The sequence below is a fragment of the Magnetospirillum sp. SS-4 genome (genome assembly GCF_902729425.1).
Lineage (GTDB): Bacteria > Pseudomonadota > Alphaproteobacteria > Rhodospirillales > Magnetospirillaceae > Phaeospirillum.
This window is the reverse complement of sequence record NZ_CACVCH010000043.1, coordinates 1-17,863: the sequence shown is the minus strand read 5'-3', so window position 1 is coordinate 17,863 and position 17,863 is coordinate 1. Positions and strand designations below refer to the sequence as shown.

Here is a 17,863-nt window from a genome sequence, read left to right as displayed (position 1 = left end):
CGTCGCCGACCTGCTTTGGGAGAGACTTCGATGACACCATGCCGCGCCGTCACCACCCTTGGCTCTGTCTTGCTGGCGGCTTGGCTGCTGCTCACCCCGGCCTGGGCCGAACCGGCCGACGACCTGATCGCGAAGTCCGGTCAGGCCATGCGGGCCGGTCAGGCCGAGGAGGTCATGCGCCTTGGCGCCGAAATCTCGAAGCTGCGGGACGCGATGCCGGCCTGGGTGGCGGAAAGGCAGCAGGCGGCCTCCGCCGTGCCCCAGGCCAAGCAGCGGGCCGCCATGCTGTGGAACCGGGCGCATCAGCAGGCCATCGCCTCGGCCGGCGGCGGCGACCTCGCCAAAGCGACCGGGGAGGCGGCGCAGGCCCTGTCCATCGCCCGCGACAATCTGGGCGAGGGGCACCTTGCCACCATCATCAGCGCCACCGATCTGGCGGCGCTCCAGAATCTGGGCGGTCAGATCGAGGCGGCCGAGGCCAGCTTCCTGACGGCGCTGAAGATGGCGCAGGCGGCGCTGGGCGAGGGCCATCCCGAAACCCTGAAGATCGCCCAGGCGCTGGCGGAATTCCATCAGTCCCAGGCCCGCTTCGATCCGGCCGTCACGGTCTATCAGGCCGCCGCCAAGGCCGCCGCCGCCGCCCTGGGGGCGGCGCATCCGCAGACCCTGTCGTTGCAGTTGGCGGTGGTGCGGGCGCAGATCAACGCATCGCGGACCAAGGAGGCCGGCGCGCTGCTGGATTCCGCCTGCGCCGCCGCGCGCAAGACCTATGGCCCGGCCCATGCCGAGTTTTCCCGCTGTCTCGCCCTGCAAGGCCAGTTCAAGCGCCAGATGGGCGAATTCAACGCCGCCGCCGGTCTTTACGATCAGGCGCTCGCCATCCAGAAGCTGGCGGTGCCGCCGACCCACCCGCTCAGCCTCGCCACCCGCATGGATGCCGGCGGCGTCTATCACCGCCAGGGCCGGCTGGCCGAGGCCCAGGCCATGCTGGAAGGGGTGGTGAAGGACGCCGGCACCACCAGCGATACCGCCAGCCAGCTGAGCGCCAAGGGCGATCTGGCCGACGTGCTGGACGACCGCGGCGACTACGCCGCCGCCGAGGCCATGGCCCGGGAGGTGCTGGAGCAGCAGACCGCCCGCCTGGGCGCCGCCCACCCGAACACCGTGGCGGCGTTGTCGTCGCTGGCCAGCATCTATCGCAAGCAGGGCCGTCTGGTCGAGGCGGAAAAGGCCTTCCAGGACGCCTGGGAGCGGTACCGCAAGATTCTGGGCGAGAACCACCGCTCCACCGTCATCGCCGCCAACAATCTGGGCGAGATCCTGGAGAAGGAGGGCATCTACGAGCGGGCCGAGCCGTTCCTGCGTGGCGCTCTGGAGGGCAGTCGCAAGTCGTTCGGCGAGACCCATCCCACCACCATGACCACCATGAACAACCTGGCGCTGCTCTACGAGAGCCAGGGGGTGTTCGACAAGGCCGAGCCGCTGTATCAGAGCGTCATCGCGGTGTTTTCCAAGACCATCGGGCCGAAGCATCCTGACACCATCGCGTCGACCAACAATCTCGCCTATCTCTACATGCTGAAGGGCGAGTACGACCGTGCCGCGGCCATGTTCCGGCAGGTTCACGAGGCCTGGGTGAAGGCCTATGGGCCACGGCACCAGAACACCTTGAAGGCGCTCAACAATCTGGCGCGGGCCACCCACCGGCTGGGCAAGCTGAAGGAGGCCGAGCCGCTGTTCAACCAGGCGCTGGCGGCCCGGCGGGCGGTGCTGGGCGAGACCCACATCGACACCTTGCGCTCCATGCACGACCTGGCGGCGCTCCACCGTTCGGCCAAGCGCCTGAAGGAGGCCGAGGACCTGCTGAGGAAGACCCTGGCCCTGAACGAGAGCGTGCTGGGGCCGGCCCATCCCTACACCTTCGAGACGCTGAACACCCTGGCGGCGGTGCAGGAAGACAAGGGCGACGCCAAGGCAGCGGCCGAGACCCGCAAGACCACCTTCACGCGGCGCACGGATTTCCTCAACCGGGTGCTCTACGTCACCGGCGACAATGCCCGCGAGGGCTATGTCCGGCTGCATTCGCCGGAACTGGCGTCCTATGTGGCGGCGCTGAGCCGTCTGGATGAGAGCGCCGCCGGCCGCGCCCTGCTGGAGGTCAGCCTCAACCGCAAGGGATTGCTGCTGAAGGTGGCGTCCGAGATTCAGCAGATCACCCGTCTGTCGCGGGACCCCGAGCTGACCAGGATGACCGAGGAACTGGCCGAGGCCCGCAAGCGGCTGGCGGCGCTGACCCTGTCGGGGCCGACCGAGGAGACCAAGAACAATCACATCGAGGTGGTCAACAAGCTGGAAGAGGACATCGACACCCTGCAAGGCAATCTCGGCCGGGCCAGCGCCCGCTTCCAGCGAACGGTCAAATCCATCGCCGTCGATGATCTGGTCAAGGCGCTGCCCGACGATGCGGTGCTGGTGGACTTCTTCATCCATGGCGAGGACGGCCAGCAGAAGCTGGTGGCCGGCGTGCTGCGCAAGGATGCCGGCGTCCCGGTGTTCGGGCTGGTCAAGTTCGACTCGCTCGCCGCCATCGACGCAGCCATCCTCAAGTACCGCGCCGAGATTCAGAACGAGGACGTCGATTTCGACGACCTGCTCGATATCGGCGAGGAGGTCCACAAGCTGGTGTGGCAGCCGCTGGAACGCCTGCTGGGGGGGCGCGCCAAGGTCTACGTGGTGCCCGACGGCAGCCTGAACATTCTGCCCATCGCCGCCATGGTGGAGAAGAACCGCAAATACCTGATCGAACGGGTCGACCTGCATGTGCTGAATTCCACCCGCGACCTGCTGCCGTCCCCGGTCAAGGCGGCGTCGGGCGGTTACATGATCAATGCCGGTCCCGACTACAACACCGAGGAGGTGGTGGGCAAGGAGACGCTGGAAAAGGCCCGTTCGCGTTCGGCCAATCCCGACGTGATGAACGCGGTGCGCGGCATGTCGTCGGGCATGCGCGGCCTGAAATTCGATCCGCTGCCCGGCGCCGAGAAGGAAGGCCAGCTGATCCAGAAGACCGTCGAGGGGCAGGGCAAGGCCACCACCATCTATTCCAAGGGCGCGGCCCAGGAAAAGGTGCTGCGCGAGATGAGCCAGCCGCCCGAGGTGCTGCACATCGCCACCCACGGCTTCTTCCTCAAGGCCGACGACACCTTGAGGAAGCGTCTGCTGAAGTTGCAGCGTTCCAGCGACTTCTCGTTCCCGCCGCCCGGCGACAATCCGCTGCTGCGCGCCGGTCTGGCCTTCGCCGGCATCAACTCCAACGCCGGCGTGCTGGGCGAGATCGACACCGACAACGACGGCGTTCTGACGGCGCTGGAGGTGCTGGGCCTCGACCTCGCCGGCACCAGGCTCGCCATCCTGTCGGCCTGCGAGACCGGCCTGGGCGAGGTGCACGAGGGCGAGGGCGTCTATGGCCTGAGGCGCGCGTTCCAGGAAGCCGGAGTCCAGTCGGTGGTGTCGTCGTTGTGGGAAGTCAGCGACGCTGGAACCCAGACCCTGATGGCGGCTCTTTACAAACGGCTTCTGGCGGGCAAGACTCCTCACGATGCTTTGCGGGAGGCACAGTTGGAGATGCTCAGAAATCCACAGTGGAGCATGCCGTATATTTGGTCCGCCTTCTTCATGGTCGGTGGTTGATGGCGCGAACGGGACGACAGGCCAGTTCCCTGCCGAATTCCAAGCCGGCGGCTGGCGGCCGCATGCGGGTGGTGCCGGTTTCACCCGGCATCAGCTGGGTCGAGGTGCCGGAGGCCGATCTGCGCGTGCTGTGCGGCTGTCCCGCCGACAGCGTCAAGCACCTGATCAAGCGCGGCCTGATCATTCCCACCGAGCGGGGCGGCGTCACCTTCGAGACCGGTCCCAACGTCATCTTGCTGTCCGACGTCAGCTTGCAGAACGGCGCTTTTTGCAATCTGTCGGAATTTCCCATTCTCCAGATGCTCTACCGGCAGGGAATGATCATTCCCGGCCACCCCAACTGCACCAGCCGCAAGCCGCTGATCATGGGGCTGGCGCAGCAGGTCGAGGCGCAGCTGGACTATGTGATGCGCGGCAATTACGGCCTGCTGTCCGAACAGGAGATGGTCGACGCCGGCGTTCCCCCCGACATGGCCCAGGAATGGATGCGCATGAAGCTGCGCTTCGCCTTCGGCGCCATTCGGCCGCCCCGCGACCTGCTGGACACCTGCGTCATCGGCGATGGGCCGGCCATCCTGCCGGGCGGGGTGACGGTGCGCCGCATCGAGCTCAACATCTTCGAGTTCGCCTTCGAGGACGAGACCGCCATCGTCGACCTGAACCTGGGGCTGGGGCGGACCTACGAGATGCCCTATCACCTGGGCTATCACGACCTGAAGCGCGGCTATTTCTCGGTGGTCCATTCCGGCGAGGGCGACGGCTGGGACCCCGAGCGGGCCGCCATGTCCACTATCATGATGTTCCAGGGCAAGGTTTATCTGATCGACGCCGGCCCCAACATCCACGGCGCCCTGCAATCGCTCGGCATCGGCGTGCAGGAGGTGGAGGGCATCTTCCACACCCATTGCCATGACGACCACTTCTGCGGCCTGACCACCCTGTTCCGCGCCGATCATCGCATCAAGTACTACGCCACGCCGGCGGTGCGGGCCTCGGTCGCCAAGAAGCTGTCGGCGCTGACCGCCATCGCCGAGGATTCGTTCGGCGAGTATTTCGAGGTCTGCGACCTGGAAATGGGCGAGTGGAACGATATCGAGGGACTGGAGGTCCTGCCGCTGTTCTCGCCGCATCCGGTGGAGACCACGGTGTTCCACTTCAGGACGCCATGGGAGGACGGCTACCGCTCCTACGCCCACATGGCCGACATCGTCTCGCTGGACGTGCTGGGGCAGATGGTCGACGACGACGAGACCCGCCACGGCATCAGCAGCCAGCTGATGGGCCAGGTGCGCGAGCAATACCTGATTCCGGCCGACATCAAGAAGCTCGACATCGGCGGCGGCCTGATCCACGGCTGTGCCGAGGACTTCCGGGACGACGCCTCGGGCAAGATGATCTTGTCCCATACCGCCCTGCCGTTGACCCGCACTCAGAAGAGCATCGGTTCGGGCGCGCCGTTCGGCACCGTCGACGAACTGATCCCGTCGCTTCAGGAATACCGGCTGAAGGCGGCGCACGGCTACCTCGCCGCCTATTTCCTGGGGGTGCCGGAACATCAGATCCGCATTCTGCTCAACCATCCGGTGGTGACCTTCAATCCGGAGAGCATCCTGCTGCGGGAAGGCAGCCGGTGCGACGACGTCCACCTGATCCTCACCGGGCTGGTGGAAACCATCGAACCCGACAGCGACCGCAGCGCCATCCTGTCGGCCGGGGCCATGGTGGGGGAATCCTACGCCCTGTCCGGAGAGGGATCGCAGGAGACCTTCCGGGCGCTGAGCTTCGTGCGGGCGCTGCGCATTCCCTCGGCGCTGTACCGCAATTTCGTCGGCCGCAACGAGATGACCGAGCGGATCTATCGCCTGGCCGATCTCCGCAATTTCTTCAACCGCACATGGCTGTTCGGCGAAAGCCTGTCCAACCTGACCGAGGTGACCATCGCCGAGGCGTCGCAGCCGTTCTATCTCGCGGCCGGCGAAACCATCGACCCCTGTGGCCAGGATTACGTCTACATGGTGCGCGACGGTCTGGTGGAGCGCATCATCGACGGGAACGTGGTGGAATATTGCGGCATCGGCGAGCCGTTCAACGAATCCGAGGTGCTGTTCGGCGCCCAGCCGGTCGGCTGTCTGGTGGCCAGTCTGCGGACCGAGCTGCTGATGGTGCCGGGGGCGGTGGTGCGCGCCATTCCGGTGGCCCGCTGGAAACTGCTGGAACTGCACCAGCGGCGCCTGCGCACCTTTTCGTCCATGACCCAAGATCCGGCGCCGTGCTGATCCGTCGCCTGCTGGCGGGAGCTCCGGTTCTGGCGCTGGCCGCCTGCGCCGCCCTGGTCAACCCGTCGCAATCCGAGGTCCAGATTCACACCAGCCCCGAACGGGCACGGTGCGAATTGTCCGGTCGCGGCGGCTTCTCCACCGTGGTGGACACTCCGGCGAAGGCGGTCATTCCCCATGCCGCCGCCCCGGTGACGGTCGCCTGCGAGGCGCCGGGCCACCGCCGCACCGTCAGCAGCCTGAACGCCACCAGCAGCGGCTGGGTGTGGGGCAATTCCGCCCTGATCGCCGTCACCGGCGGCGTCGCCGCGCTGGGCCTGCTGGTGGATCAGGCGCTGGGGGCCGACTGGACCTACGGCAAGGATCACCGGGTCGACCTGGATGCCGAGCGCAAGCGGCCGCTGCGGGCGCGAAGCCGCGACGGCGTGCACGACCTGGAACTGGAAGCCCGCTGATCCCCGGCCGGTTGGGTGATCCGCATTCCCCGGTCAGGCCCTGGTCGCGCACAGATCCTTGATTGCCTGCCACTCGCCCTCTCTCAGGGCGGGAGGGCGGGGGACGGGGTCGGCCCTGGCCTCGACGGCGGCGGCCCTGGCCTTGGATTCGGGATGGGTGCTCATCCACGCGGGCAGCAGCGTGCCACCGCCGCGTTCCCGCTTGTCCAGCCGGTGGAAGAACGCGGCGAATCCGGCGTTGCCGATGCCGGCCCGCTTGAGGAGCGCCAGCGCCGCCCGGTCGGCGGCGGCCTCGTCGTCGCGGGTGTAGGCCGAGGCCATCAGGCCGGCGACGGTGCTGGCCACCACGCCCGAGGCGTCGCCGGTGATCAGGGTGGCGACCACGCCCACCCCCAGCCCGCGCAGCAGGGCGGCGGCGGGATGGCGGTCGGCCACATGCGCCAGTTCGTGGGCCAGCACGCCGGCCAGTTCGTCGGGGCCTTCGGTCAGGTCGATCAGGCCGCGGAACACGACGATCTCGGAGCCGGGCAGGGCCAGGGCGTTGACCGGCCTGGCGTCGACGACCCGCACCGTCACCGGCAGGCGGTCGGCGGGCAGTCCCCCGGCCAGCCGGTCCACCAGGGTCTTGAGGGCGGCGTTGCCGGCCGGCGAATTGCAACGACCCGCCTGCGCCTCGATCCCGTGGGCGATCTGACGGCCCCAGCCGCGTTCGATCTCGACCGGAATCAGGCCGGCGATCAGTCTCGCCGCGTCGGGAAGGGCCAGATAGACTCCGGCCAGCAGCAGGGCGGCTGCGGCGAAGCCGGCGGCCATGCCCCATGGGAAGCGGCGGCGACGGCCGGTGGCGGACAGCAGCCGGCGGGCGAATACGGCATCGTCCAGCGTCAGGCGGGCGTCAGGCTCGGCGGCGCAGAACAGCCTGACGCCGCCGGGATATTCACCGCCGGCGCGCAGGTCGCCGCTCTTCCATGCCGCCACCAGCAGGCCGTCCTCGCTCCGGATTTCCAGCCCGTCGGCCGATGCCCTGACCACGACCTCGCGGCTGGCGGCGCTGCGGCCGTCGCTGAACCGGCCCGGGCGCAGGGTGTCGCCCATCAGAACTCGCCCGCCCCGTCCAGCACCGTCATCACCCCTTCTCCCATGCTGGGGCCGGCCTGGGTGGTCTGGTGGATGGCGGCGAAATCCGGATGGCCCTCCAGGGAGACGACGGCGCAGGTGAAACGGAAGGTGCGCAACGCCGCCCAGGGCCGGAGAGTGCCGAGGGACAGCAGCGAGATCAGGCCATTGCCCACGGCCAGCCGCACCAGGGGCCAGGTGGTGACGGCGGCGGAAAAGCGGCAGCCCTCGAACACGGTTCCCGTCGCCATCCGGCTGAGGAAGGCGGCACGGTACCATGCCCACGGCAATGCCAGCACGATGATGGACAGCGGCGGCATGGCGACGACGACGATGGCGACGGCCGCCGCCTCGTCGATCAGGCCGGCCTCGAACATTCCGGTCATCATCGCCGTCAGCCCCAGGACCAGGGCGGTGAAGACGACGCCACACGCCCACACCACCGCGAACCGCCCATACAATCCGGCGACGCCGGCGTCGCAGACGAAGCCGCGATCGCCGAAACGGGTGTGGCCCAGGCGATAGCGGGCCAGCCACATCTCGCCCCACGGCCACGCCCAGCCGAGGCTGATCGGAACCGCCAGCCATACCAGCAGGGACCGGGCGGCGTAGGCGACGGCCGAGCCGCCCTGGCCCCCCCTTATGCCGCGCCACACGGTGCGCGACATCTGGTAGCGGCGGGCGCGGTAGGTGCCGGCGGCGATCAGCAGCGCCGCCAGGATGTACAGCACTCCCAGCATTCCCTCGCCCACCGGGTCGTCGGCCATGATCAGGGATTGGGCCCAGGAGAAACCGGCCACCAGCGGCAGGTAGATCAGCAGCAGCGCCAGCACGAAGCCCTTCAGCAATTCCTTGCCGGTGCCGGTGTACTCCACCGGATCGTCCCAGGCGGTGGTGGTTCCCCACAGCAGCCGCCGGACCCGGGTGCGGCCCCAGAACCGCCAGAACGACAAGGTGACGATGTTCAGCCCCAGATTGACCAGGGCGAGACGGACCATTTCCCCGGTTCCGCCATGCTGACGAAACGGCCGAACGGCGGTGCTGTCGGACTCCACGGCCCTCTCCCCCCATTTTGATCCGCCGAGACTACTCCGGAACGGCGGAGGAGAAAACGGCATGTGTACGGCCGGCCCGGAATTGCCCTAGATTGGACGGAGCTTTCCACCGGCGGAGCCGTCATGAGCAGCGTCAGAACGATGATCGACCGGATGGCGGCGGACGGTAACCTTGCCGGAGCCTGCGAGGTCGCCGACCAGAACGTGGTCGACAATCCGGACCGGCCCGAAGCCTTCTTCCTGGCCGCCGACATTCATGCGCGGATGGGCCGCTTCGCCGAGGCCGGCTCGATGATCCGCCACGGGCGGCGGCTGGGCGGCGAGTTTCCCCGGGACATGTCTAACGATTTCAACAACGTCTGGGTGGTCAGCCCCATCGATTTCGAATATTCCGAGATTCTCTGCCGCCCCTCGTCCTATCTCGGGACATGGACCGGCGGCGATCTCGGCGAGGTCCGGCGGGCGGTGCTCCGCTCGTTGCTGGATACCCATTGGGAGGCTTGGCAGCGGGGCGAGGTGGCGATGCCGTCCCGTGCCTCGGTCCTCGACGGGGGAATTGCCGGTCCGGTTCCGGCCCGCCGCCCCCGGGTGCTGGTCGCCATGCCGGAGTACATCAACTGTTCGCCGCTGTTCATCCGCAACGACATCAGCCTTCATTTCGCCGCCTCGGCCGCCCGTCTTGGCCTGGAAGTCCGCTTCTTCGCCACCGACGCCTGCGCCGAGGACGGCAAGGGCATGGTTCGCAGCCGGGAGGCGGCGGCGGAGTGCCGGCGGGAACTGGGCCGCCTGGTCGCCGCCTTCCAGCCGGAAATCGTGGTCATCGATGGCAACGTCATTCCCGAGGACAAGGCGATCAGCCGCGACGAATGGGGCGCGCTGAAGCAGGCGCACGGCTTCAAGATCCTGGCGGTGGTGCCGGATTCCTACGATACCCCCGAATTGTTCACCGCCGACGGCAAGCTGACCTACTGGAGCGACTGCGCCGATCTGATCAACACCTATCATTGCCATGGCTACGAATTCATGACCTTTCCCAACCGGGACATGCTGCTGGCCACGCCGTCGCTGCCGTTCGACGCCGGAATGTTCGACGGGCCGCCGGTGGAAAAGGACCAGTCCTACTTCCTGGTGGGAACCAATTCGCGCTATCGCCTGACCTTGCTGAACGCGGCCCGGTCGTCGGGCCTGGATGGCATCGGCCTCATCCACGACCGCAGGGCCGATCAGGTCCCGTCCTACGATGCCTATGTGGAGGCCATCAAGCGGTCGAAGACGACGATCAACAATGGCCGGGTTTCCGAGAACAACTACATCATCACCGGCCGGGTGACCGAGGCCATCCTGGCGCGCTCGGTCGTGCTGGAGGATGCCGGCTCACCCCTGGACGATTATTACGTGCCGTTCGTCCATTACATGCCGTTCTCGACCTATCACGAGCTGATCTTCCTGATTCAGTTCTTCGAGGCCGAGCCCGAACGGCGGGACCGCATGACCGGGGCGGCCCACGCCTTCTGGTCCGGGCATTATTCGTCCGGGCGGTTCTGGTCCCAGGTCCTCGCCCGCCTGGGATGACCCTGGACGCTAGCGTCCGATCACCAGGGTGGCCCAGCCGTCGATGGCGAAGCGGCGTTTCAGGGTCAGTCCCTGCTTCTCGTGATTGGCCATGACCATCCGTTCCTGGCGCTCCAGCAGGCCGGACAGCACCGCCAGCCCGCCGGGGGCCAGATGGGCGGCCAGATCGGGGGCGAAACGGCACAGCGGCCGCGCCAGGATGTTGGAGAACACCAGATCGTAGGGGCGTCCCTTCCCCACCACCGGATTGCGGTAGCCGTCGCTGACCACGGCGGTGACCAGGGCGGCTTCGCCGTTATTGGCGGCGTTGCCGGCGCAGACCTTGACCGCCGCCGGGTCGATGTCGGTGCAGATCACCGATGCCGCCCACACCTTGGCGGCGGCGATGCCGAGGATGCCCGAGCCCGAGCCCAGGTCCAGCACCCGCGTCCGGCGTCCCTGCTTGGCGATGGAATCCAGCGCCAGCAGGCAGCCGCGGGTGGTGGCGTGCTCGCCCGAACCGAAGGCGGTGCCGGCATCGATCTCGATGGCGTGGCAACCGGCCGGCGGCCGGCCCTGCCAGTGCGAGCCGTGGACGAAGAAGCGGCCGGCGCGGATGGGGGGGAAGTCGCGCAGGTTCTCCAGCACCCAATCCACGTTGGGCAGGCGCTCGATCTCCAGCGGTGGCGCCTCGATTCCGTTGGCGGCGGCCATGGCCGACAGGGCGGACACGATGGCGACCCGGTCGGGCGGCATGCGCGAGAATCCTTCCAGGAACCAGTCGCAATCGCCGTCCGAGATGCCTGATCGGTCCTCCATGAACATGGTCACCGCCTCGGCGAAGCGCTCGAACACCTCCTCGAACACCGGCAGGGTGTCCATGGAGACGGTCAGGCGCAGACGCCAGATTTCGGGGAAGACGGGGGGCATGGATGGAACTCCGCTATAAGGCACTCACGAAACTGTCCAGCACCTTCTTGGTGCCGGCCTTGTCGAAGGCGATTTCCAGCTTGTTGCCGTCGACCGCCACCACGCTGCCGTTGCCGAACTTGTCGTGGAATACCCGGTCGCCGGCCCTGAAGCCGCCGCCGGACTGGCGCGGCGCGGTCTTCAGCGGGGCGGGGGCGGGGCGGGCGGTCTGGCGGCTCCGGCGAACGTCGCTCCAGCCGGACTCGTTCCAGGCTGCATTGGAATCCTGCCGGCCGCCGCCATGGAGACCGCGATCGGCCGAGCGTTCCACATGTTCGTCGGGCAGTTCCTCGACGAAGCGGGACGGCAATTGCGATTTCCACTGGTTGTAGATGCGGCGGTTGGCGGCGAAGGTGACCAGGGCGCGCTTGCGGGCGCGGGTCAGCCCCACATAGGCGAGGCGGCGCTCCTCCTCCAGCCCCTGGGTGCCGGTCTCGGCCAGGGCGCGGGCATGGGGAAACACCTCTTCCTCCCAGCCGGGCAGGAACACCGTGTCGAATTCTAGTCCCTTGGCGCCGTGCAGCGTCATGATGGCGACGCGGTCCTGCTCGGCCTTCGCGTCGTTCTCCATCACCAGGGCGACGTGCTCCAGGAAGGTGGCCAGGGACTCGTATTCCTCCAGCGCCGCCACCAGCTCCTTCAGGTTCTCGACCCGCCCCGGCGCATCGGGCGACTTGTCGGCCTTCCACATGGCGACATATCCGGATTCCTCCAAAATGGTGGCGGCCAATTCGGCATGGGGCATGGAGTCGAGCAGCGAGCGCCAGCGGGCGACGTCGGAGACGAACCCGGCCAGCGCCTGACGCGCCCTGGGCTTCAACTCGTCGGTTTCCACCAGCCGGCGGGCGGCCTCCAGCAGCGGCACGCCGGCGTGGCGGGCCAGGATGTGGACGGACTGGATGGCGGCCTCGCCCAGGCCGCGCTTGGGCGTGTTGACGACGCGCTCGAAGGCGAGGCCGTCGGCGGGCGAGGCCACCAGCCGCAGATAGGCCATGGCGTCGCGGATTTCCAGGCGTTCGTAGAAGCGGGGTCCGCCGATCACCCGATAGGGCACGCCGGTGGTGATCAGGCGTTCCTCGAACTCGCGGGTCTGGAAGCCGGCCCGGACCAGAATGGCCATGGACGACAGCGTTTCGCCGCGCCGCTGGATGGTCTCGATCTCCTCGACCACCAGCCGGGCCTCGGCCTCGCCGTCCCATACGGCGCGGGTCCGCACCTTCTCGACGGAATCGGACTCGTGGCTGAGGCCGGACCGCAGCGTCTTGCCCAGGCGGCCTTGGTTGTGGGCGATCAGGGCCGAGGCGGCCCCCAGGATATGCGGCGTCGAGCGGTAATTGCTTTCCAGGCGTACCACGCGGGCGCCGGGGAAATCCTTGTCGAAGCGCAGGATGTTGCCGACCTCGGCGCCGCGCCAGGAGTAGATGGACTGGTCGTCGTCGCCGACGCAGCAGATGTTGCGGTGGGTCTGGGCCAGCAGGCGCAGCCACAGATACTGGGCGACGTTGGTGTCCTGGTACTCGTCCACCAGCAGATAGCGGAAATGGCCCTGCCAGTGCTCCAGCACCCGGGCATCGGCCAGGAAGACGGTGAGGGTGTGCAGCAGCAGATCGCCGAAATCGCAGGCGTTGAGCCCCTTCAGCCGGTCCTGGTAGAGGCGGTAAAGCTCCGGTCCCCGGCCGCCGGCGACGTCCGAGGCGTGCTCGCCCCGGACCTTGTCGGGAGTCAGCGCCCGGTCCTTCCAGCGCTGGATCACGCCCATCAGCGCCTGGGGCGGCGTCGCCTTGGCGTCGATGTGCTGATCCGCCATCACCTGCTTGAGGACGCGCAACTGGTCGTCGGCATCCAGCACGGTGAAGTCGGCGCCCAGCCCCACCGCCTGGGCGTGACGGCGCAGGATGCGCAGGCACAGGGAGTGGAAGGTGCCCAGCCACAGGTCCTGGGCCGCCGGCCCGACCAGGCCGGCGACGCGCTCCTTCATCTCGCGGGCGGCACGGTTGGTGAAGGTGACGGCCAGGCACTGCCAGGGCTGCGCCCGCCGGGACGCCAGGATATGGGCGAGACGGGCGGTCAGCACCTTGGTCTTGCCGGTCCCCGCCCCCGACAGCACCAGGACCGGCCCGTCCAGGGAGGTGACGGCCTCCAGCTGCTCGGGGTTGAGGCCCGCCAGCCACGGCGCGTCGGCCGGCACCGGCAGCGGCTCGCCCCCCCGCGCCCTGGCGGGCGGCGGCGGAAACGGGATGGCGTCGTCGAGGGCGAAGGGATCTGATTCTGGATGGGGCATGGCCGGGATATTGGCCGAATGGCGCGCTGGCCGCAGCAGCAAAATGCCCGACGGCGAGGAATGATCCATCATCGTCTCGAATTCCGCATTGCGGTCTTGATTTTCCCGATCAGGGCGGCTATCTAGACGCCCTCGCGCCTCGACGTCCCCATCGTCTAGAGGCCTAGGACACCGCCCTTTCACGGCGGCGACGGGGGTTCGAATCCCCCTGGGGACGCCAATCTTCCAAATAAAACTGGCTCTACCGCTAAGACGCGGCCTTGGATACCCCAAGGTTCCGCGCGGTTTTCGCATGTCTATGTGCTGACACGAGCCTGCCGGAAATCGACTGACTTCTCTCTCCGTGGCGCCTTTCTCTCCAGACCTGTTGACACGCCCTTCCGTATCAACAGGTCGGCAAGCACCTGAAATCTCAAGATATCCCGGAAATCTCCGCGCCGTGTGGTTTGGCGATTTTCGCGGATGACCGACGGAGTCCGGCAACGGAGCCTGTTCGCTGTATCAACAGCGTCTTCTACTTTGGGCGGTACCCTGGTGCAGGAGGGCCGGAAGCGAAAGGCTGCATTCCGGAATAAATAAACGCGTCCCAAACGGAACAGTCCCAAACGGAAATATCGACGTCGCAGTGGGACAATGCTACTCTACAGTCGCTCTTCGGGGAGCCGGGGAGTTCAACTCTCGCAGGCTGGCTGACGTTCGGTGCCCTCTTTTTAATCCTTGGCCTGCTTCGCTACGCGAGCACGCTGTTGATGATGGAGGTAACCATGAACACAGAAACCAAGCGGTCGCGAGGCAACTCGCATAAGCGGACGTATTCTCAAGCCATCCTGAACCCGGTGAATAGCGTTGTAATGTACCTGTCTGTCTTACTTGAGACTATCTGGGCATTCATCGTTAGCTGGTCTGCGGGTGCGGCCAGCCCCGCTCCATCGGCGCTGTGATAGCGTCCAATTCTCCGCGCGGCACACCCAAGAGATCGGCCGCGCGGGACGCGACGGCCATCAGGAGAGACTCAGGATGCTCGCCGCAGCGTTCCCAGACACGTCTGGCTCACCACACCGCAGCCTATCAGACGCCGAAGAAATGTGCTCAGGTTAGCCCAAAAGGCCGCTAGCCGTTGTCGTGGTACGACCGTTCCGGAGAACGCTGGTGAGGCGCAGCGATGCCTGACATGGGCACCAAGCCGCAGTGACGGGACGATAGTTGCCGATCTGTTTGTCGACAGCAAGCGGGCTGAAGGGGCCGCTGATTGGTAGCATTGGCGATCGCGCGCGCAAATGTGATGCTCCAGCCCCACGTCCTTGTATTAGGGTGATCAAATCGCATGGGCACGGAAATTCATCTCGAACTTGGCGGGCTCGCCCTATCCTGGGCCAAGAACCATTGCGGGCCCGACCATGGTGCATTGTTCCAGGAGGGGGATCGGCGCGCGGTTCGCAGCGACCAGATCGACTATGCCTATTTCCAGGAAGAAAACGAAGATCCCACCCCAATGGAAATGGCCTTCGTCCGCAAGCTCAAACAGATCGTCCCCAGGCTCGACCTGCTCGGCTTCACGCTCGAGCAGGCCAGAAGCGTCTATGATCATTGGGCGGTGCAATGGAAGGAAGAGCGCGAGGCGAACGCCGATTCTGAAGGTTCGCCCATCCCAGAGCCGCTTTCGTTCAAGGAATACTGCACATTCGCCAATCGCCAGTCCGTCACCGAACTCGACGACACCTTCCATGACGACAACGCCTCCTTAATGAGCCGCACCAAATGCAAGGGGCGCTTCATCGATGACGAGGCAACGCTCGAACGAATTCCGTGTAGCTTCGACCATGACGACCAGTACTGGTCCGAGCGCAGCTATTTCGGCAGTCGCATCAACATCCTCCATCCCTATCTGATGCTGCGCATTTTGGCTGGCAACGCAGTCAACCTTGAGACCGACGTAGTTTGGCAATACGGCCCACTGGTCGAGGCTGGGTGGGCCACGGCTGCCGAATTCATGCCCCTCGCGCGCCGCACCGAGACTTTCCTCATTGCCACAGAGGGCAGTTCGGACGCACATATCCTACGTCATGGCTTTGAGTTGCTGCGGCCCGAGGTCGCCGACTTCTTTCGATTCATCGATGTAAGCGATCGCCATCCGTTTCCTGGCACCGGCAATCTTCTCAAGTTCGCCGAGGGCCTCGCGAAGATCGATGTCCACAACCAGACCATCTTCGTATTCGACAATGATGCCGAGGGCGCCGAAGCCTTCAACAAGCTCGGCGCACTGGTGCTGCCATCTAACCTGCGCGCGATGCTTTTGCCGTCGCTAGACGCCTTCAGGTCATTTCCGGCCAAAGGTCCCCAAGGCGACCATGAGGCCGACATCAATGGACGCGCAGCAGCGATCGAATGCTATCTCGACCACCGGCTCAAAGACTATCCGCCGCCGCGCGTCATCTGGACCAATTACAAGAAGGAAGCCGACACCTATCAGGGCGCACTCGAATATAAGGAGGCCTACACCAAGGCGTTTTTGAAGCTCACACCCGACAAGTTGGCGGCGACGGGCTACGACACCGGCAATATCGAGAAGGTGCTCGATGCCTTGATCGAGCAATGCATCATAATGGCGTCAGGAGAGTTGGCAGCCCGCCTCGCAGCGTCGGATTCCTGAGTGTCCGCACTGAATTTGCTTCAATTCGGAATTGCACGTCCGCAATGGGCGCAAAGGTCGTGGACGAAGGCCCACCATGGATCAACGGCCAACATTCTCATGGTACTCGCCGTCTTCCAGGAACATCCGCCGCTGCTCCACCCACTCCGCCGGAAACGGCTCCAACAGCGCCCGCACCGTCAGCTTCTCGGGCTGGCGGCCGGCGAGGATCGCCTCAACGATATCGGGGGCCAGCAGGGTGAGGCGGAGAACACGGCTGGCGAAGGCACGGTCAACGCGTTCGGCCTTGGCCAGTTCGTTGATGGAAGCGTGGCGACCGGATTCCAGCAGGCGCCGCCAACGGAAAGCTCGGGCCAGCGAGCGGACGATGGGGCTGTCGACCGGCACGCGTGTCTCAGGATTGTACAGGCTGCCATCGGGTAGGACGATGCGCTTGCGACCGCCGATGCGGCGGAAGGTCATCGGCACGAACACGGAGGTCATGCTGCGGCCCTCCGCCCCTTGGCCGGCTTCAGTTCGCCGGCAAGCTGGGCCAGCCCATCGGTGCGGAGCGCGATGTGGACGCCGTCGGTGGAGATAACGACGCGCTGGACCAGAAGCTGGACGATGCGGGCTTGCTCGGCGGGGAACAGTTCGTCCCAGAGGGGATCAAGCTGGCCCAGAGCGGCGGCAACCTCCTTCTCCGTCATGGCTTCGCCCTCTGCGCGGACGCCTTTCCAGGCCCGCGCCACCATCTCCGGCGTGCGAAGCAGCGAGCGCAACTGGTCGATCACCGCGTTCTCCACTTGGGCGGCGGGGACGCGGCCAACCGGACAGGCTTCTGGGCCTTCCTTAATCACGTTCATGGTGACGTAATAGCGGTACAGTCGGCCCTTCTTGCGGGTGTGGCTGGGAGTCATGGCGCGGCCGCCGGGGGCGAAGATCAGCCCCTTCAGCAGGGCGGGCGTCTGCGCCCTGGTGCGGCAGGCCCGCGTACGGGGGCTGACTTCCATGACGGATCGGACCTTGTCCCATAGGGCCTGATCGATGATCGCTTCATGTTCGCCGTCATAGGCCACACCCTTGTGGACCGCCTTGCCGATGTAGAGCGGATTGGCCAGCATCTTGTAGAGGCCGCCCTTGTCCAACTTCTTGCCACGGCGCGAGATGCCCTGGTCGGCAAGTTCCTTCACCAGCAGGGTGGCGGACCCGACGCGGATGAACCGCTCGAAGATCATGCGGACAATGACTGCTTCTTCCTCCACCACCAGCAGCTTGCGGTCGGCGCAGCGATAGCCAAAGGGCAACGGTCCGCCCATCCAGATTCCCTTGCGCCGAGAAGCTGCCACCTTATCGCGGACACGTTCGCCGATCACCTCGCGCTCGAACTGGGCGAAGGACAGCAAGATGTTCAGGGTTAGCCGCCCCATGCTGGTGGTGGTGTTGAACGACTGGGTGATGCTGACGAAGGTGACGTCATTGCGGTCGAACACCTCGACCAGTTTGGAGAAATCCATCAGCGAGCGCGACAGACGGTCGATTTTGTAGACCACCACCACATCGACCAGCCCGGCCTCGATGTCGGCCAGCAGGCGCCGCAGGCCAGGACGTTCGAGGGTGCCGCCGGAGAAACCGCCATCGTCATAATGGGTTGGCACTAGCACCCAGCCCTCGGCCTTCTGGCTGGCGACATAGGCCTCGCAGGATTCCCGCTGGGCATCCAGCGAGTTGAACTCCATCTCCAACCCCTCCTCAGTGGATTTGCGGGTATAGACGGCGCAGCGCAGCTTGTGGATCATTTTGGGCGCCGTAGGTTTCATGCTCCCTTCCTCCAGTTCTTC

11 protein-coding genes and 1 tRNA gene are annotated in these 17,863 nt (G+C 66.2%); 6 read left to right on the top strand and 6 right to left on the bottom strand.

Features of this window, described 5'->3' with window-relative positions:
* The first annotated feature begins 30 nt into the window (after positions 1-30).
* Genes MTBSS4_RS05765 through MTBSS4_RS05755 form a run of 3 tightly spaced genes read left to right on the top strand, consistent with a single transcriptional unit; the run spans position 31 to position 6,421 of the window.
* A complete protein-coding gene (locus MTBSS4_RS05765) occupies positions 31-3,690 on the top strand; it encodes a tetratricopeptide repeat protein (RefSeq protein WP_173982447.1) in 3,660 nt (1,219 codons plus the stop codon).
* Positions 3,690-5,966, top strand: coding sequence for a cyclic nucleotide-binding domain-containing protein (locus MTBSS4_RS05760; protein WP_173982446.1), 2,277 nt, complete (start codon positions 3,690-3,692; stop codon positions 5,964-5,966). Before MTBSS4_RS05765 ends, MTBSS4_RS05760 begins: the two co-directional genes overlap by 1 nt.
* The gene (locus tag MTBSS4_RS05755) at positions 5,960-6,421 is read left to right on the top strand and encodes a hypothetical protein (RefSeq protein WP_254432401.1); all 462 of its coding nucleotides are present in this window, start codon (positions 5,960-5,962) and stop codon (positions 6,419-6,421) included. The genes MTBSS4_RS05760 and MTBSS4_RS05755 overlap by 7 nt, the downstream gene beginning before the upstream one ends.
* 33 nt (positions 6,422-6,454) lie before the next feature.
* Here MTBSS4_RS05755 and MTBSS4_RS05750 read toward each other — a convergent pair whose 3' ends face one another.
* Both MTBSS4_RS05750 and MTBSS4_RS05745 read right to left on the bottom strand, forming a co-directional pair.
* Positions 6,455-7,516 (bottom strand): M48 family metallopeptidase, encoded by a 1,062-nt coding sequence (locus tag MTBSS4_RS05750; RefSeq protein ID WP_173982445.1) that lies wholly within the window; start codon positions 7,514-7,516, stop codon positions 6,455-6,457.
* Complete coding sequence (locus MTBSS4_RS05745) at positions 7,516-8,592, bottom strand: YjgN family protein (RefSeq protein ID WP_254432400.1); 1,077 nt, start codon at positions 8,590-8,592, stop codon at positions 7,516-7,518. The genes MTBSS4_RS05750 and MTBSS4_RS05745 overlap by 1 nt, the downstream gene beginning before the upstream one ends.
* Positions 8,593-8,715: 123 nt before the next feature.
* Here MTBSS4_RS05745 and MTBSS4_RS05740 point away from each other — a divergent pair, with 123 nt between their 5' ends.
* Positions 8,716-10,164: a glycosyltransferase gene (locus tag MTBSS4_RS05740; protein WP_173982443.1), complete on the top strand. Its 1,449-nt coding sequence runs from the start codon at positions 8,716-8,718 to the stop codon at positions 10,162-10,164.
* Positions 10,165-10,173: 9 nt separating this feature from the next.
* Here MTBSS4_RS05740 and MTBSS4_RS05735 read toward each other — a convergent pair whose 3' ends face one another.
* Entirely contained in the window at positions 10,174-11,073 is a 900-nt protein-coding gene (locus MTBSS4_RS05735; protein WP_173982442.1) for a 50S ribosomal protein L11 methyltransferase, read from the bottom strand.
* A gap of 13 nt (positions 11,074-11,086) precedes the next feature.
* On the bottom strand, positions 11,087-13,465 hold the full coding sequence (locus MTBSS4_RS05730) for an ATP-dependent helicase (RefSeq protein ID WP_254432399.1): 2,379 nt from the start codon (positions 13,463-13,465) through the stop codon (positions 11,087-11,089).
* Between the two features lie 72 nt (positions 13,466-13,537).
* Here MTBSS4_RS05730 and MTBSS4_RS05725 point away from each other — a divergent pair.
* Positions 13,538-13,613, top strand: a tRNA-Glu gene (locus MTBSS4_RS05725).
* 1,104 nt (positions 13,614-14,717) lie between these two features.
* Complete coding sequence (locus tag MTBSS4_RS05720; RefSeq protein WP_173982441.1) at positions 14,718-16,043, top strand: HEPN/Toprim-associated domain-containing protein; 1,326 nt, start codon at positions 14,718-14,720, stop codon at positions 16,041-16,043.
* 81 nt (positions 16,044-16,124) lie between these two features.
* Here the strand turns inward: MTBSS4_RS05720 and MTBSS4_RS05715 are convergent, their stop codons facing one another.
* Both MTBSS4_RS05715 and MTBSS4_RS05710 read right to left on the bottom strand, forming a co-directional pair.
* Complete coding sequence (locus MTBSS4_RS05715) at positions 16,125-16,526, bottom strand: hypothetical protein (protein WP_173982440.1); 402 nt, start codon at positions 16,524-16,526, stop codon at positions 16,125-16,127.
* Positions 16,523-17,842 carry a recombinase family protein gene (locus tag MTBSS4_RS05710; RefSeq protein ID WP_173982439.1) on the bottom strand — a complete coding sequence of 440 codons (1,320 nt, stop codon included), beginning with the start codon at positions 17,840-17,842 and terminating at the stop codon, positions 16,523-16,525. The genes MTBSS4_RS05715 and MTBSS4_RS05710 overlap by 4 nt, the downstream gene beginning before the upstream one ends.
* Positions 17,843-17,863: the final 21 nt, after the last annotated feature.

What these genes read in the sequence shown, in the direction of transcription:
- MTBSS4_RS05715 (WP_173982440.1), bottom strand. Translation starts at nt 16,526, where the DNA reads ATGACCTCCGTGTTCGTGCCGATGACCTTCCGCCGCATCGGCGGTCGC.
- MTBSS4_RS05760 (WP_173982446.1), top strand. Translation starts at nt 3,690, where the DNA reads ATGGCGCGAACGGGACGACAGGCCAGTTCCCTGCCGAATTCCAAGCCG.
- MTBSS4_RS05735 (WP_173982442.1), bottom strand. Translation starts at nt 11,073, where the DNA reads ATGCCCCCCGTCTTCCCCGAAATCTGGCGTCTGCGCCTGACCGTCTCC.
- MTBSS4_RS05765 (WP_173982447.1), top strand. Translation starts at nt 31, where the DNA reads ATGACACCATGCCGCGCCGTCACCACCCTTGGCTCTGTCTTGCTGGCG.
- MTBSS4_RS05710 (WP_173982439.1), bottom strand. Translation starts at nt 17,842, where the DNA reads ATGAAACCTACGGCGCCCAAAATGATCCACAAGCTGCGCTGCGCCGTC.
- MTBSS4_RS05740 (WP_173982443.1), top strand. Translation starts at nt 8,716, where the DNA reads ATGAGCAGCGTCAGAACGATGATCGACCGGATGGCGGCGGACGGTAAC.
- MTBSS4_RS05720 (WP_173982441.1), top strand. Translation starts at nt 14,718, where the DNA reads ATGGGCACGGAAATTCATCTCGAACTTGGCGGGCTCGCCCTATCCTGG.
- MTBSS4_RS05750 (WP_173982445.1), bottom strand. Translation starts at nt 7,516, where the DNA reads ATGGGCGACACCCTGCGCCCGGGCCGGTTCAGCGACGGCCGCAGCGCC.
- MTBSS4_RS05730 (WP_254432399.1), bottom strand. Translation starts at nt 13,465, where the DNA reads ATGATGGATCATTCCTCGCCGTCGGGCATTTTGCTGCTGCGGCCAGCG.